The sequence below is a fragment of the Caulobacter sp. genome (genome assembly GCF_017744445.1).
Classification (GTDB): Bacteria; Pseudomonadota; Alphaproteobacteria; order Caulobacterales; family Caulobacteraceae; genus Caulobacter.
In genome coordinates this window covers 73,225-88,225 of record NZ_JAGIBH010000007.1, presented here as the reverse complement: position 1 = coordinate 88,225, position 15,001 = coordinate 73,225, and the positions used below count along the sequence as shown (strand labels likewise).

Annotated in this window: 18 protein-coding genes; 12 read left to right on the top strand and 6 right to left on the bottom strand. The window is 69.3% G+C overall.

Going from position 1 to position 15,001, the window contains the following annotated elements; genetic code table 11:
- Nucleotides 1-38: 38 nt before the first annotated feature.
- Nucleotides 39-1,106, top strand: a complete 1,068-nt coding sequence (gene rhaT, locus J7528_RS12365) for an L-rhamnose/proton symporter RhaT (protein ID WP_291874624.1) — start codon at nt 39-41, stop codon at nt 1,104-1,106.
- Between the two features lie 150 nt (nt 1,107-1,256).
- Here the strand turns inward: rhaT and J7528_RS12360 are convergent, their stop codons facing one another.
- Nucleotides 1,257-2,003, bottom strand: a complete 747-nt coding sequence (locus tag J7528_RS12360; RefSeq protein ID WP_291874622.1) for a DUF6065 family protein — start codon at nt 2,001-2,003, stop codon at nt 1,257-1,259.
- Between the two features lie 253 nt (nt 2,004-2,256).
- On the opposite strand from J7528_RS12360, the gene J7528_RS12355 reads away from it, so the two are divergent.
- The 5 genes from J7528_RS12355 (at nt 2,257) to J7528_RS12335 (ending at nt 5,037) form a co-directional block, all read left to right on the top strand.
- Entirely contained in the window at nt 2,257-2,763 is a 507-nt protein-coding gene (locus J7528_RS12355) for a prolyl-tRNA synthetase associated domain-containing protein (RefSeq protein WP_291874619.1), read from the top strand.
- Nucleotides 2,764-2,849: 86 nt separating this feature from the next.
- Complete coding sequence (locus J7528_RS12350) at nt 2,850-3,749, top strand: co-chaperone YbbN (protein WP_291874617.1); 900 nt, start codon at nt 2,850-2,852, stop codon at nt 3,747-3,749.
- 14 nt (nt 3,750-3,763) lie between these two features.
- The gene (locus J7528_RS12345) at nt 3,764-4,426 is read left to right on the top strand and encodes an LON peptidase substrate-binding domain-containing protein (protein ID WP_291874615.1); all 663 of its coding nucleotides are present in this window, start codon (nt 3,764-3,766) and stop codon (nt 4,424-4,426) included.
- 9 nt (nt 4,427-4,435) lie between these two features.
- Nucleotides 4,436-4,633: a Trm112 family protein gene (locus tag J7528_RS12340; protein WP_291874613.1), complete on the top strand. Its 198-nt coding sequence runs from the start codon at nt 4,436-4,438 to the stop codon at nt 4,631-4,633.
- Nucleotides 4,634-4,644: 11 nt separating this feature from the next.
- Entirely contained in the window at nt 4,645-5,037 is a 393-nt protein-coding gene (locus tag J7528_RS12335; protein ID WP_291874611.1) for a hypothetical protein, read from the top strand.
- Here the strand turns inward: J7528_RS12335 and J7528_RS12330 are convergent.
- Entirely contained in the window at nt 5,034-6,281 is a 1,248-nt protein-coding gene (locus J7528_RS12330) for a UbiH/UbiF/VisC/COQ6 family ubiquinone biosynthesis hydroxylase (protein ID WP_291874609.1), read from the bottom strand. The two genes, J7528_RS12335 and J7528_RS12330, sit on opposite strands and share 4 nt — an antisense overlap.
- A 2-nt stretch (nt 6,282-6,283) precedes the next feature.
- Nucleotides 6,284-6,979 (bottom strand): MarC family protein, encoded by a 696-nt coding sequence (locus J7528_RS12325; protein WP_291874608.1) that lies wholly within the window; start codon nt 6,977-6,979, stop codon nt 6,284-6,286.
- A gap of 85 nt (nt 6,980-7,064) precedes the next feature.
- Between J7528_RS12325 and pyrF the strand changes: the two genes are divergently transcribed.
- Nucleotides 7,065-7,766, top strand: coding sequence for an orotidine-5'-phosphate decarboxylase (pyrF, locus tag J7528_RS12320; RefSeq protein WP_291874606.1), 702 nt, complete (start codon nt 7,065-7,067; stop codon nt 7,764-7,766).
- 138 nt (nt 7,767-7,904) lie between these two features.
- Here pyrF and ggt read toward each other — a convergent pair whose 3' ends face one another.
- On the bottom strand, nt 7,905-9,659 hold the full coding sequence (gene ggt / locus J7528_RS12315; protein ID WP_291874604.1) for a gamma-glutamyltransferase: 1,755 nt from the start codon (nt 9,657-9,659) through the stop codon (nt 7,905-7,907).
- A gap of 9 nt (nt 9,660-9,668) precedes the next feature.
- Here ggt and J7528_RS12310 point away from each other — a divergent pair, with 9 nt between their 5' ends.
- Nucleotides 9,669-10,010 carry a hypothetical protein gene (locus J7528_RS12310; RefSeq protein ID WP_291874602.1) on the top strand — a complete coding sequence of 114 codons (342 nt, stop codon included), beginning with the start codon at nt 9,669-9,671 and terminating at the stop codon, nt 10,008-10,010.
- Nucleotide 10,011: 1 nt separating this feature from the next.
- Here J7528_RS12310 and J7528_RS12305 read toward each other — a convergent pair whose 3' ends face one another.
- Nucleotides 10,012-10,446, bottom strand: a complete 435-nt coding sequence (locus J7528_RS12305) for a nuclear transport factor 2 family protein (RefSeq protein WP_291874601.1) — start codon at nt 10,444-10,446, stop codon at nt 10,012-10,014.
- Nucleotides 10,447-10,484: 38 nt separating this feature from the next.
- Complete coding sequence (locus J7528_RS12300; RefSeq protein ID WP_291874599.1) at nt 10,485-10,724, bottom strand: DUF1674 domain-containing protein; 240 nt, start codon at nt 10,722-10,724, stop codon at nt 10,485-10,487.
- A 99-nt stretch (nt 10,725-10,823) separates the two neighbouring features.
- Between J7528_RS12300 and J7528_RS12295 the strand changes: the two genes are divergently transcribed.
- From J7528_RS12295 to J7528_RS12280, 4 genes are read left to right on the top strand one after another with little or no spacing between them, the layout of a single operon-like run.
- The gene (locus J7528_RS12295) at nt 10,824-11,231 is read left to right on the top strand and encodes a hypothetical protein (protein ID WP_291874597.1); all 408 of its coding nucleotides are present in this window, start codon (nt 10,824-10,826) and stop codon (nt 11,229-11,231) included.
- A gap of 49 nt (nt 11,232-11,280) precedes the next feature.
- Nucleotides 11,281-12,561, top strand: coding sequence for an RsmB/NOP family class I SAM-dependent RNA methyltransferase (locus tag J7528_RS12290; protein ID WP_291874596.1), 1,281 nt, complete (start codon nt 11,281-11,283; stop codon nt 12,559-12,561).
- A 38-nt stretch (nt 12,562-12,599) separates the two neighbouring features.
- Nucleotides 12,600-13,259, top strand: a complete 660-nt coding sequence (gene rpe / locus J7528_RS12285; protein ID WP_291874594.1) for a ribulose-phosphate 3-epimerase — start codon at nt 12,600-12,602, stop codon at nt 13,257-13,259.
- A 9-nt stretch (nt 13,260-13,268) separates the two neighbouring features.
- Nucleotides 13,269-14,999 carry a heparinase II/III family protein gene (locus J7528_RS12280; RefSeq protein ID WP_291874591.1) on the top strand — a complete coding sequence of 577 codons (1,731 nt, stop codon included), beginning with the start codon at nt 13,269-13,271 and terminating at the stop codon, nt 14,997-14,999.
- Nucleotides 15,000-15,001: the final 2 nt, after the last annotated feature.

The window sequence follows — 15,001 nt, the reverse complement described above, 5'->3', positions numbered from 1 at the left end:
GGAACCTGCGCCCAAATAGCGTCGAGCGAGGCGCGCGCATGAACCCGCTGCTTGGCGTCGTCTTCCACTGGCTGGGCGGTCTGGCCTCGGCCAGCTTCTATGTTCCGTATCGCGGCGTGAAGCGCTGGTCGTGGGAAATCTACTGGCTGACCGGGGGGATCTTCTCCTGGCTGCTGGCCCCCTGGCTGTTCGCCTCGCTGCAGACCCCCAACCTGATGGGCGTGATGAGCCAGGTGCCCCACGACGTGGTGGGCCTGTGCGTGCTGTTCGGCGTGCTGTGGGGCTTTGGCGGCCTGACCTACGGCCTGACCATGCGCTATCTGGGCCTGTCGCTGGGCATGGCCGTCGTGCTGGGCCTGTGCACCGTGTTCGGCACCCTGATCCCGCCGCTGGTGCGTGGCACCTTCGCCCAGACCCTGCTGGGCTCGACCTCGGGCAAGATCATCCTGCTGGGTCTGCTCATGACCCTGGCCGGCATCATCGTGGTGGCCATGGCCGGCGCCAAGAAGGACGCCGACCTGTCGCCCGACCAGAAGGCCGCCGCCGTCGCCGAGTTCGACTTCAAGAAGGGCATCGCCGTTGCGATCTTCTCGGGGATCATGTCGGCCTGCTTCGCCTTCGGCCTGGCCGCCGGCGAACCGGTGAAGGCCCTGGCCGCCGCGGCCGGCGCCGGTCCGCTGTGGACCGGCCTGCCGACCCTGTGCCTCGTCATGTTCGGCGGCCTGATCACCAACGGCGTCTGGTGCGCCGGCCTGATCATTCGCAACAAGTCGGCGGGCCAGTGGCTGGGCAAGACGGTTGAAGCCGACGCTGGCGAGCCCAAGGCTCCGCTGCTGGCCAACTACCTGCTGTGCGCCCTGGCCGGCACCGCCTGGTACTTCCAGTTCTTCTTCTACACGATGGGCGAAAGCCAGATGGGCAAGTTCGGCTTCTCCAGCTGGACCCTGCACATGGCCAGCATCATCATCTTCGGCACCCTGTGGGGCTTTGCCTTCAAGGAGTGGAAGGACGCCCGCCCCGCCGTGCGCAACATGGTCTGGGCCGGCGTGGCCCTGCTGGTCGGCGCCACCATCGTCATCGGTTATGGGAACATGATCGGGGGGTAGCAAAAGGCCCCAATCAATCTCGTCATCCCGGACGGCCGAAGGCCGATCCGGGACTCAGGAGCCAACGCAGCGCGGCTCCCCCTGGGTCCCGGCTCTCCGCTTCGCTGCGGCCGGGATGACGAAGGATTTTCTGCGCAAGGGCGCGCCTGCCTACACCCCGACCTTCGGCGACTTCATCCGCCGCTTGTTGACGTGGTGGCTGGGCGCCTCGGCCTGGATCTCTTCGGGGTACTCGCCCTTGAAGTAGAACCGCTGCCAGGCCTCCTTGGTCGCTTCCGGGTCGCGCTTGAAGATCAGCGCGTTGAACTCCGACCGCTTCTCGGCCCACACGTCGTACTGGCGGCGCAGGTCGGGGTTGGAGTTCATCGAGCGGATCACCGGCTGGAAGGCCTCCATCGGCTTGTCCTGGATCGGCATGATGAAGCAGAAGGTCTCGCCCTTCTCGAACCGCACCGTGCCGGGGCGGGTGAAGATCCAGTTCATCGTGAACGGGAACGGCAGCCAGTCGGTCTCGATGACGCCGGCCAGCGGCTGGATGCCGTCCTTGACGTGGTTGGGCGGGCCCATGGCCATCAGCGACCAGCCCGGCGGCGTACGGAAGAGATAGCCGGTGTGGAAGGTCACCACGCCGCGCGTGAAGTGCGACTTCACGAAGTCGGTGAAGCCCGGATACGGGTGGTCGGGCTGGAACTTGATGCACTCCTGGTGGGCCCCGCCGTCCCAGGTCATCGAGAAGCCCACCGGGCAAATGATGTCCCAGCCGGTGGTGTTGGCCATGGTCAGCGGCAGGCAGCGATAGGGATGGCGCTCGGCGAACCGGTCCATCCAGGCGCGCTGCGGCCGGCCGGGCACGATTTCCGGCGGACGGTTCTCGGTGGGGTAGCACTCCAGTTCCATGCCGGTCCTTTGCTCAGGTGTTCCTGCCCTATGTGCTCCCAGGTCTAGCGCTCGAAGGCAGAGCACGTCCAGCTTCCCCATCATCCGTTTCCCCGGCGAAAGCCGGGGCCCAGATCGAACCCAGAGCGCTCGCCGGATGACGTTGGAGAAAGGCGCGATCACCCAAGCCTCTCCGGATGTATCTGGGCCCCGGCTTTCGCCGGGGAGACGGGATTGGGTTGGATGACGAACGGGTTTTCCCTAAACAGCCTGCATGAAGACCAGAGCCGACCTGTTCGCCTTTTTCGAGGCCCACGGAATCTCGCACAGCACCCTGGACCATCCGCCGGTGTTCCGCGTCGAGGAAGGGCTGGAGATCAAGAAGGCCCTGCCCGGCGGCCACACCAAGAACCTGTTCCTCAAGGACGCCAAGGGCCAGCTGTGGCTGATCTCGGCCCTGGGCGAGACGACGATCGATCTCAAGAAGCTGCACCACGTGATCGGCTCGGGCCGGCTGTCGTTCGGCCCGCAGGAGATGATGGTCGAGACGCTGGGCGTGACGCCAGGCTCGGTGACGGCGTTCGGCCTGATCAATGACGGCGACAAGCGCCTGCGCTTCGTGCTCGACAAGGCCCTGGCGGAAAGCGATCCGGTCAACTTCCACCCGCTGGGCAACGACGCCACCACGGCGGTCAGCCAGGCCGACTTCAGGAAGTTCCTCGCCGCCCTGGGCGTGGAGCCGATGATCGTCGACTTCGAGGCGATGCAGGTTGTCGCCTAACAGGCGAACACGCCGTTGCGAAGATGCGCGCCAGGGACCATCTTGGCGGCTGAAGCGTTCCCTACCTTGAGTACACGAGAGACCCGATGTCCCTGATCGGCGAAAAGCCCGCGACCCCGACGAAGAGCGAGCACATCAAGGACGGCACGGACGCCAGCTTCATGGCCGACGTCATCGAGGCCTCGAAGACCCAGCCCGTCATCGTCGACTTCTGGGCCACCTGGTGCGGCCCGTGCCGGACCCTGACGCCAACGATCGAGAAGGTCGTCAACGCCGCCAAGGGCGCGGTGAAACTGGTGAAGATCGACGTCGACGCCAATCCGGGCTTCGCCGGCCAGCTGCGCGTGCAGTCGATCCCGACCGTCTACGCCTTTGTCGACGGCCGCCCGGTGGACGCGTTCCAGGGCGCCCTGCCCGAGAGCCAGGTCAAGGTCTTCGTCGAGAAGCTGACCGGTCCGGCCGGCCCCAGCGCCATCGACGACCTGATCGCCCTGGGCAAGGAATCTCTGGAGATCGGCGACATCGGCGGTGCGGCCCAGGCCTTTGCTCAAGCCCTGAACACCGACCCGACCAACATCAAGGCCCTGGGCGGCATGGCTCGCGCCTACCTGATGGGCGGCGACCTGGAGGGCGCGGCCGAGGTGGTCGCCATGGCTCCGGCCGACGCCAAGGATCCCGACCTCGACGCCGCCCGCGCCGCTCTTGCGCTCGCTGAAAGCGCCCCGTCCGAGACCGCAGCCTTCGAACAGCGTCTGGCGGCCAATGCCGACGACCACGAGGCCCGCTTCGAGTTGGCCAAGGCCCTGGCCGGCGCCGGACGCCTGGACGAGGCCGCCGACCATCTTCTGACCATCATCGCCCGCGACCGTACGTGGAACGACGACGCGGCGCGCAAGCAGCTGCTGACGGTGTTCGAGGCCGCGGGACCCACGTCCGAAACGGCCAAGCAAGGTCGACGCAAGCTGTCGTCGATCCTCTTTAGCTAAATCAGGGAGCGTCCATGCAGGGGAACTATCGCAAGCTCGCAGACTTGCCGCTGGTGATCCCGGTGTTCCCGCTGGACGGGGTCCTGCTGCTGCCCGGCGGCCAGCTGCCGCTGAACATCTTCGAGCCGCGCTACCTCAACATGCTGGACGACGCGATGTCGGGCGAGCGGATCATCGGCATGATCCAGACCCGTCCCGGCGGCGACGAGCAGCGCCCGACCCTGGCGCCGGTGGGGTGCGCGGGCCGGGTGACCAGCTTCGCCGAGACCAGCGACGGGCGTTACCTGATCACCCTGACCGGCGTCTGCCGCTTCCGGGCGGGCGACGAGTTGCCGGTGCGCACGCCCTACCGCCAGGTCCGCGCCGACTTCGCCCCGTTCGAGCCCGACCTGCGCGAGGACGCCGGCGGGGCGCGCACGGCGGCCGACATCGATCGCCTGCTGGTCGCCCTGCGCCGCTATCTCGACCACCGGGGCCTGGCCATCGACTGGGGCGACGCCGAGAGCGCGCCTTCGGACGCCCTGATCAACAGCCTGGCCATGGCCCTGCCGTTCGAGCCGCTGGAAAAGCAGGCCCTGCTGGAAGCCGAGACCATCTTCGAGCGCAAGGCGACCCTGACGGCCCTGCTGGAAATTGACGCCGCCGGGGACGATGACGAACCCCATTCGATCCAGTAGAGAGGGCCCATGACGCAAGCTGCTCCCCCTCCCGTCGACGTCGATCCGCGCCTCTTGGAAGTGCTGGTGTGCCCCGTGACCCGGGGTCCGCTCGAATACGACCGCGCCAAGGGCGAGCTGATCAGCCGCTCGGCCAAGCTGGCCTATCCGATCCGCGACGGCGTGCCGATCATGCTGCCGGAAGAAGCCCGCGAGCTGGACGCCTAGCGCTCCGGCCGATGCCCCAGCGGCCCTTCGATCTGCGGACAGACTCGATCTTCGAGCCCTTCCCCAAATGGTGGGGCCTGCTGTTCATTTACCCGACGGCGTCGTTGCTGATCATCTTCGATCAGTTCGGCCTGCCGGCCATCGGGGGCATGGCGTGGATTTCCACGGCCTCCCTGGGGTTCGCCGTTCGGAACTTCTGGCCCCTGCGGCGCGAACCGTGGTTCTGGATCACCATGGCCTGCATGGCCGCGGCGCACGCCGCGCTCATCGCGACCTGGCCCTGGCCAGACCAGCGCCTTTCCAGGGGGGATATCGTGTTGATGTTCGCGGCGGATATCGCGCTCTACGTGGGCCTCGTCTCCCTTGTCGCCACGGCGATCCGGCGCGCCCGCAAGGCCGCCTAGAGCGCCACGCCCCGCAGCAGCTTGGGCAGGTCGCCCACCCCGCCGCCGGCCTCGTGCATGAAGAACCGGCGGGCCGGGGCGATCTGGTTGACCACCGCCAGGCCCGCGCCGCGCGCCAGGCGCATCAGCGGGTTGTCGTTCGAGAAGATCCGCACGAAGGCGTCGAAGGCCACGGCGTTGCTGACCGTGTCGAACCGGCGCCAGCGGGCATAGCGCTCCAGCACCGCCTCGGCGCCGATGTCCTCGCCGTTGCGGAGGGCTTCGACCAGCACCTCGGCCAGCGCCGCCGCATCCTTCAGGCCTAGGTTCAGGCCCTGCCCTGCGATCGGGTGCACGCCGTGGGCGGCGTCGCCGATCAAGGCCAGGCGCGGGGCGACCATGCGCTCGGCCAGGCTCAGCGAAAGCGGATAGACGAAGGTCGGCCCCTCGATCGTCACCTCGCCCAGGAAATCGCCGAACCGGCGCATCAGGTGGGCGTGGAAGGCCTCGGGGCTGGCATTGCGCAGGGCCTCGCCGCGCGCGGTGCTCTCGGTCCAGACCAGGCTGGCGCGGTTGTCGGTCAGCGGCAGGATGGCGAACGGGCCGCTGGGCAGGAAATATTCGTGCGCCACGCCCTCGTGCGGGCGCTGCATCCGGACGGTGGCGACGACGCCCGACTGGCCGTAGCTCCAGCCGATCTCGCCGATGCCGGCGGCCTTGCGCAGGACCGAGCCCCGGCCCTCGGCGCTGACCGCCAGCGGCGCCGACAGCACCCGGCCGTCGGCCAGGGTCAGCTTGGCGCCGGCCGCGTCGACCGCCAGGGCCTTGGCGGCCATCGGGGCGATGACGGGGATCTCTTTCTCGGTCACCGCCTGAGCCAGGGCCTGGCGGATGCGGCGGTTCTCGACCAGGTAGCCCAGCGGCTCACCCTCGATGCGGCCCGAGATCTCGCTGGAATCAAATCTTAGGAAGGCGGGCGGCGGCTTACGCGCCGCCGCGCCCGGCGTGCGGCCATCGGTGACCAGGATCTGCTCGATGCGCTGGGCGTGCGGGGCCAAGGCCTCGCCCGCCCCGATCGTGCGCCACTGGCGGAAGCTGGAATAGGCGATCGCCGAGCTGCGCCCGTCGAAAGTCGGGGCCAGCTGGGCCTCGAACGGCTGCGGGTCGACCAGCAGCGGCTTCAGCCCGCCCGAAGCAAGGGCCAGCGCCAGGGTCGAGCCGGCCATGCCGGCGCCGGCGATGATGACGTCAGCGTCGTGAGCCATGGCTACTTCGTCTCCGCATAGGGGGCCTTGGCGTCCTGGCGGACCAGGCCGCGCGTGGCGTCGCCCACGCCGATCAGCACGAACTGCACCGCCAGGGCGCAGAGAATGAGGCCCAGCACCCGGACCACGATGCTCATGCCGATCCGGCCCAGCACCTTGCTGATCAGCGGCGCGGCCCAGAACACCGCCACCATCACCAGCGACACCACCGAGATCACCGCCACGCCCAGGCCCAGGCCCGCCCAGCCGAACGGCTTGGCCTCGGCGGCGTAGATGATCACCGTCGAGATCGCGCCCGGCCCGATCAGCAGCGGCATGGCGAACGGCACGATCAGGCGCTCGAAGCGCTTCTGGGCGTAGACCCGCGCCGACTGGCCCTCGATGCCTTCGGCCGCGTCGGCGAACATGGTGGTGAAGTCGTCGCGCAGCATGTCCAGCCCGAGGATGAACAGGATGACGCCGCCGGCGATGCGGAAGGCCGGCATCGAGATGCCGAAGAAGGCCAGCAGCCCGACCCCCGTGAAGAAGAAGAAGATCAGGAAGGCCGCGACGAACAGGCCGATATAGACGGCCACCATCCGCCGCCCCGCCGCGGCCGCGCCCAGGGTGGCGGCGGCGAACAGCGGCACGTTGCCGATCGGGTCGATCAGGGCGAACAAAGCGACGAAGAAGTTGACGGCGAGTTTGGCCTCGGTCATTCGACGTCCTTACCTTTCAGATCGCGCCCAAGTTCGGTTCTTCCTAGAGCCGGCGATGTCGCGCGCCAACCCCAGGGGACAAAAGATGACCGCCGACGCCCGCCTGATCGTGCCGCTGGACCTGCCCACCACCGACGATGCGCGCCGCATGGTCGAGCAGCTGGGCGACGCCGTCAGCTTCTACAAGATCGGCCTGGAGCTGCTGGCGAGCGACGGCATGACCCTGGCCCACGAGCTGAAGGCCAGCGGCAAGTCGATCTTCCTGGACTGGAAGCTGCACGACATCGGCGCGACCGTGGAGCGCTCGGCCCGCGTCCTGGCCCAGAGCGGCTGCGACCTGCTGACCGTCCACGCCGAGCCACAGGTGATGAAGGCGGCGGTGAAGGCGCGCGGCGACTCGTCGTTGAAGATCCTGGCGGTGACCGTGCTGACCAGCCTGACCGACGCCGACCTGGTCGAGATGGGCTACAGCTTCAACGCCCGCGACCTGGTCGAACGCCGCGTGCGCCAGGCCATCGAATGCGGCGTCGACGGGATTGTCTCGTCTCCGCATGAGGCGGCGCTGGCGCGTGAGATCGCCAAAGAGGCCGGGAAGCCCGACTTCCTGATCGTCACCCCCGGCGTGCGCCCCGACTGGTCGGCCAAGAACGACCAGGCCCGCGCCGCCACGCCCGCCGACGCCATCCGCGCCGGCGCCAGCCACCTGGTCTGCGGCCGCCCGATCACGGCGGCGAACGACCCGCGCGAAGCGGCGCTGAAGGTGGTGGGGGAGATCGCGGGGCTGTAACCCGCTTCCCTCTCCCCTTGCGGGAGAGGGTGGCCCGCAGGGCCGGGTGAGGGGTCGCGCTCCGCTGTCCGGACAGGCTTTTCAACCCCTCATCCGTCTGGCTTCGCCAGCCACCTTCTCCCGCAAGGGGAGAAGGATTTATCTCACCACCACCCCCACGCCCCGCGCCCGCGGATCCGCCTCCGGAACCGGCATGCGCCCCACGACCTGGATGGCCTCCATGTCGCCGCTGAAGTCCTCGACCCACTTGTAGCCCCGCCCCTCCAGCGCGCCCTTCAGCGCCGCCGGCGGCGGATACCCCGGCTCAAAAAAGATCACGTTCTCCGGCAGCAGCTGGTGGTGATAGCGCGGAGCGTTCTGGGCCGCCTTCAGGCTGAGCTTGAAGTCGTAGACATTGGCCAGCACCTGGAACACCCAGGTGAAGATCCGAGAGCCGCCTGGCGTGCCGATGACCATGGCCGGCCGCCCATCCTTGACCAGGATGGTCGGGGTCATCGACGACAGCGGCCGCTTGAACGGCGCGATGGCATTGGCCGCCCCGCCGACTACCCCATAGACGTTCGGCGCGCCCGGCTTGGCCGAGAAGTCGTCCATCTCGTCGTTGAGGAGGAATCCCGCCCCCTCGACCACCACGCCCGAGCCGAACCAGCCGTTCAGGGTGTAGGTGTTGGAGACCGCGTTCCCCCACTTGTCGACGATCGAATAGTGGGTGGTCTGCGGCTTTTCCAGGCCGGGAGCCACCGCCTTCGTGACCGAGGGCTTGTCCGGATCCACCTCCCGCGCCCGCCGCGCCACATAGGCCGGGTCGATCAGGTTGGAGACTGGAACCTTCACGAAATCCGGATCGCCCAGATACTCGGCCCGGTCGGCATAGACGCGCTTCTCGATCTCGGCCAGCAGGTGGACATATTGCGGGCTGTTCAGGGCCACGCCTTTGAACTTCGGCGACAGGTCCTGCTTCATCAGCAGCATCTGCATCAGGGCGATGCCCCCCGAGCTGGGTGGCGGGGCGGTGATGACGTCATAGCCGCGCCACTTGGCGGTGACCGGCGCGCGCCAGACGGCCTTGTAGCCGGCCAGGTCGGCCTTGGTGATCAGCCCCTTCACCGGTCCGCGCTGCATCTGGGCGACGATCAGGTCGGCGGTCTTGCCCTCGTAGAAGGCCTTGTCGCCCTCCTTGGCGATCCGCTCCAGCGTCGCGGCCAGCTCCGGCTGCCTGAACATCGTCCCGGCCTTCACCGGCGCGAAGTAGTCGCGGAAATTGGTCGCCGCGAACTGCGGCGGGACCTCCTTGAGCAGAACGCCGGCGAACTGGTCGTTCACCTGGAAGCCCTCCCGGGCATAGCGGATGGCCGGGGCCAGGACCCGCGCCCAGGACAGCTTGCCGAACCGCTTGTGGGCCACGGCAAGGCCGCGCACCGTGCCCGGCGTGCCGGCCGCCAGATTGCCGAACAGCGACAGGTCCGCGATCGGCTGGCCGTCCTTGCCCAGATACATGTCGGCCGAGGCCGCCGCCGGCGCCGTCTCGCGATAGTCCAGGAAGTAGGGCTTGCCGTTCACGTACAGGGTCATGAACCCGCCACCGCCGAGGTTCCCGGCCTCGGGATAGGTCACGGCCAGGGCGAACCCCGTCGCCACCGCCGCGTCGACGGCGTTGCCGCCGGCCTTCAGGATCTCCTGCGCCGCCAGCGCCCCGTAGCGGTCCGGCGATGCCACCGCCCCGGCGTCCAGGGCGCGGGCGGCGGCGGCCTTCGATTTGGCGGGCGCGGCCAGGGTCGGCGACGCGGTCGCCAGCAAAGCGACAGAAACGAGAGCAGCAAGCAGACGCAAAGCGCGGGCCTCCAGGCGATGGACAGCCCAGCTAGGCACGGCTGCGGCGCGCAGGGAAGCCATCCTCCGTGCATGGACTATGCTCGCCGCCGAACGCGCGCCGCAAAGGTCATCAAGGGCAGCTCGCTGATGGGCGGTGCGGTCGAGGAGAGCTTCTCCTGGACCGACGGCAAGGCGCGCTGGAAAAGCCAGGCCGACGCTGGCGAGGCCGCCAGCGCGACCGCGCCGCTGTATGTCGTCAACGACGACAGCCCTTGGCCCATCTATCCGCAACGGCTTCATCCCAGCCACCCTGGAGGAAGGCCTGGCCGACGTGCGCTGGCATGCCGATCGCGGCTATGGCGAGATCAAACTCGTCATCCCGGCCGCAGCGAAGCGGAAAGCCGGGATGACGAAGTAAGGATGGCGTGCTGACTTAGACCATCAGCTCCAGCGCCCGCACCACCGCCATCTGGTCGTAGTACGGCCGCTCGCAGACGATCTTGTCGGCGCCGGGCGCGAACTCGAAGCTGGCGGCCATGCGGACGCGGAAGGCCTTGCCGGTGGCCTCGACCGTGCGGCCGGGCAGCTTCAGCGGGCCCAGGTGCGTGCCGGTCAGCCAGAACTCGACCAGCACCGTGTCGCCGGCGTGGGCAATGGCGATGACCTCGTTGCCTTGGTCGGGAAACGGCGTGCGCGAGGCGGCGAAATAGCCCCGCACGGCGGCCTCGCCGTCAAACACCGCGCCCGAGCCGTACATCTCGTAGCGGGGATGCTGGAAGGTGGCGATCACCGCGTCCCAGTCGTGGACGCACTCCAGCGCCATGTGGTCGCGCACCACCTGGATGCGCTTTTCGGCCAAGTCTTCCAAAGCCGCTCCTCCCGTATTTTCGGAGGAGCCTGACAGCCTCAGAAGTCGACCGCCACGCCCTTCTTCTCCCAGTCGCCGAAGCGAGTGGGTTCGGGGCCGTCGCGACCGCCCTTTTCCGTCGGCAAGGCCTGAGCGGCTTCAGCGGCGCGGCGAGCGGCGGCCTCCTCCAGCGCGCGGCGGGCAGCGGGGGTCAGATCCTTGCCGGGGGCGGCGCCCAGAAGGGTCTCCGTCTCGGTTTGCGACGAAGGTTGCGACGAAGACTGCGGATCCTGCGACATGGCGGAAGGCTTAACATCAACGCGGTTGCCGGCGCCAGCTTGGCAGTGTTCAACCCTCGATCTTCAATATCAACGTTCTACGATCGGGGAGATCTGAACATGACCGCCAGTCGTTGGCCGCACGCCTTCTTCGGCGCGGCCGCCTTCTATGCCATGATCGGCGTCTCGTGGGGCCTAGCCATGAGCATCAGCAAGGACCACAGCACCTATTCGGCGCACGCGCACCTCAATCTTCTGGGCTGGATCAGCATGGCGCTGATGGGGACCTTCTACGCCCTGCTGGGGCAGCGGGTCCCCAACTGGGTGAAGATCACGAACTTCACCCTGTCGAACGTCGGGGTGATCTGCATGATCAGCGGCCTGTACCTGTATCTGGGCCAGAAGGGACCGCCGTCGGTGTTTGGTCCGCTGCTGGCCGTGGGCGGGCTGTCGGTGGTGTCCGGCTTCTTCGTGTTCGGCCTGACGGCGGTCACGACGGCGCTGCGGAAGCCCTCTTTGGCCGCGTGATTTCGTCAAATCGCTTGCGCTCGCCGTCGCCATTGGGCACGGCGAGGCGGTGACTCAAGAATTGAACGACGGCCTCCCCGCCCGGGAAGCCGCCCTGAACCTTATCGATGCGGCCCTGTCGCGTCGCGGCGGCATCGACGAAGCCGCCTCCGCCAACGGTTTCCGCTTCCTGGAGCCGCGTGAGCGCGCGTTCGCCCGCGCCCTGGCCATGGCCGTCCTGCGCCACCTGGGCCCCATCGACCGCGCCCTGGCCGCCAAGCTGCAGAAGGCGCCGCCCGACCGGGTGATGAACCTGCTGCGCCTGGGCGCCGCTCAGGCCTTCCACCTGGAGGTCCCGGCCTTCGCCGCCGTCGCCACCTCGGTCGAGCTGGCCGGCGCCAACAAGACCAGCCGCCCGTTCAAGGGCCTGGTCAACGCCGTGCTGCGCGGCCTGCTGCGCGACGGCCAGCCGGCCGACGATCCGGCCCTGCTGGCCCCGCCCTGGCTCTATGCCCGCTGGGTGTCGGCGTTCGGCGAGGCCACCGCCCGCGAGATCGCCGCCCAGATCGCCCAGGAGCCGGCCACCGACCTGTCGGTGAAGCCCTCCGCCGATGTCGCGACCCTGGTTGAAGCGCTCGAGGCCGAAGAGCTGCCCGGCGGCTCCCTGCGCGTGCGCCGCAAGGGCGACGTGGCCGGCTGGCCGGGCTTCGAAGACGGCACCTGGTGGGTGCAGGACGCCGCCGCCGCCGTGCCGGCTCGCCTCCTGACCATCAAGCCCGGCGACAAGGTGCTGGACCTGTGCGCCGCGCCTGGCGGCAAGACCCTGCAGCTAGCCGCCACCGGCGCGACCGTCACCGCCCTGGACCGCTCGGCCGCCCGCCTCAAGCGCGTGGACGAAAACCTCGAGCGCATGCAGCTGACCGCCGAGGTCGTCGCCGCCGACGCCGCCGTCTGGGAAGACACGCGGACCTTCGACGCCATCCTGCTGGACGCTCCCTGCTCGGCCACCGGCACCTTCCGCCGCCATCCGGACGTGTTGTGGGCCGCCCGCCCCAGCGACGTCGCCTCGCTGGCGACCGTTCAGGCGCGGATCCTGGACAGCGCCGCCGACCGCCTCAAGCCCGGCGGCCAGCTGGTCTACACCGTCTGCTCGCTGGAGCCCGAAGAGGGCGAGGCCCAGGTCGAGGCCTTCCTGGCGCGCCGCAAGGACATGGCGCTGGAGCCGATCGCTCCCGGCGAAGGCGGCGCTCCCGAGGCCAGCCTGACCGCTCGCGGGACCCTGCGCCTGCTGCCCCATCACCGGGACGGCGGCCAGGACGGCTTCTTCGCGGCGCGTTTCAAGAAGCTCTAAGGGCTGACAGGACGCGCGGACGCGGTTATCCCAGGACCATGACCGCGCCGATCATCGCCCCGTCCATCCTCGCCTCCGACTTCGCCAAGCTGGGCGAAGAAGTCGCCGCCATCGAAGCGGCCGGCGCCGACTGGGTGCATGTCGACGTGATGGACGGCCACTTCGTGCCCAACATCACCCTCGGCCCCGACATCGTCAAAGCCATCCGGCCGCACGCCAAGATCCCGTTCGACGTGCACCTGATGATCAGCCCGGCAGACCCGTACCTGGAGGCCTTCCGCGCCGCTGGCGCTGACCTGATCAGCATCCACCCCGAAGCCGGCCCGCACCTGCACCGCTCCCTCAAGCGCATCCGCGAGCTGGGGGCCAAGGCCGGCGTGGTGTTCAACCCGTCGACCGGCCTCGACCACGTCGAGTGGATCCTCGAGGACGTCGACCTCCTCCTCGTCATGTCGGTCAACCCGGGCTTCGGCGGCCAGAGCTTCATTCCCGGCCAGCTGCGCAAGGTCGAGGCCCTGCGCAAGATGGTCGACAAGGCCGGGCTCGACATCATCATCGAGGTCGACGGCGGCGTCACCCCGGTCACCGCCCCGCAATGCGTGGCCGCCGGGGCCACCGCCCTCGTGGCCGGCTCGGCGGTGTTCAAGGGCGGCCCCACGGCCTACGCCGACAACATCCGCGCGCTGAAGGGCGGCTGACCCCAAGCGATGGCCGTCAAGCGTTCCGCCCACGGCTTATCCTCGAACGCGCCCCGGCGCGGCGGCGTCCTATGGAAAGCCGTCACGGCCGAGCTTGCCGGCCACATCGAACGCGAGTGGTTCGGCTCGGGCCCGCACCGCCTGGCCATCGCCCTGCCCCGCCCGGAAGGCCTCTCGGCCCGTCCCCGCGACCCGCGTCCGACCAACCCGGACCATGGCAAGAAGATGCTGGCCGGGACCCTGACCCTGGACGGCGGCTCTCTGCGCCTGGGCCCCGACGGCGACCCGTTCGACACCGCCAGCCCCTCGCGCCGCTTCGCCGTCAGCCTGCACCGCTTCGACTGGCTGCCCGACCTGATCGCCGCCGGCTCGGACGGCGCCCGCTGGTCCCTGCGCCTGCTGGACGACTGGCGCCGCGTCTTCGGCAAGTGGAACGCCTTCTCGTGGAGCGCCGACTGCATCGAACGCCGCGTCTTCCACCTGGCCTGCGCCGCCAAGACCCTGGCCGCCGAGGGCAGCGACGCCGAGATCGCCGACCTGACCCAGGACCTGGCCCGCCAGGCCCGCCACCTTCTGGAGATCAAGGCCAGCCCCGAACGCACCCTGGAGCGCGCCGTCGCCGCCACGGTCGCCGGCTGCGCCCTGGCCGGCAAGTCCAGCGAGGCGCTGATCGACAAGGGCCTCAAGCAGGTCACCCGCCACATCGACCAGATGGTCCTGCCCGACGGCGGCCACGCGACCCGCAGCCCCGAGGCCGGCGTCGAGCTGCTGTTCGACCTGCTGACCCTGGACGACGCCCTGGGCCAGCGCGGCCGCCCCTCGCCGGAAAGCCTCTCGCGCGCCATCGACCGCCTCTCCACGGCGGCGCGGTTCTTCACCCTGGGCGATGGCCATCTGGCGGCCTTCCACGGCGGCGAGGCCATCGGCCCGCAGCGCATCGCCGCGGCTCTCGCCCATGACGACGCCGGCCCGCGCCCGCTGAACGCCGCCCCGCACAGCGGCTTTCACAAGATGGTCGGCGGCAGCCTGGAGGTCATCGCCGACTGCGGTCGCCCGCCGCTGGGCCCGCTCAGCGTCGCCGCCTGCGCTCAGCCGGCCGCCGTCGAGATCGTCTGCGCCAAGGACCGCCTGATCACCAGCTGCGGCTGGAGCCCCGAGGCCGCCGGCGCCCACGCCTTCCGCCTCTCCGACGCGGCCTCGACCGTCAGCGTCGGCGACGGCTCGGCCGGCCGCCCGCTCTCCGGATTTCGCGCCAAGGCCCTGGGGCCCTGGCTGGTCGACGGCGCGACCAAGGTCGAGGCCAAGCGCCACGACGATGTCGGCGGCGTCTGGCTGGACATCGTCCACGACGGCTGGCGCCATGTCGGCCTCGGCCACGCCCGCCGCCTGTTCCTCGACGCCGTCGCCGACGAGCTGCGCGGCGAGGACAGCCTCACCCCCCTGGCCGCCGACCCTGGCGCGGCGGACGGCCCCAGGCGCTACCTGCCCTTCGCCGTGCGCTTCCACCTGCACCCCGAGGCGAGAGCCTCGATCGCGAGGGACGGCAAGAGCGTCCTGATCCGAGGGCCCAACAATATCGGCTGGTGGCTGCGCAACGACGCCGTCGACGTCGAGATCGCCCCCTCGGCGCACTTCGACCACGGGCTTGCGCGGAAGGCCGGCCAGATCGTGCTCAAGAGCCAGGTGCGTCCGGAGGTCGGGGCCAAGATCCGCTGGAAACTGACCCGAGCGGAGGGCTAGCG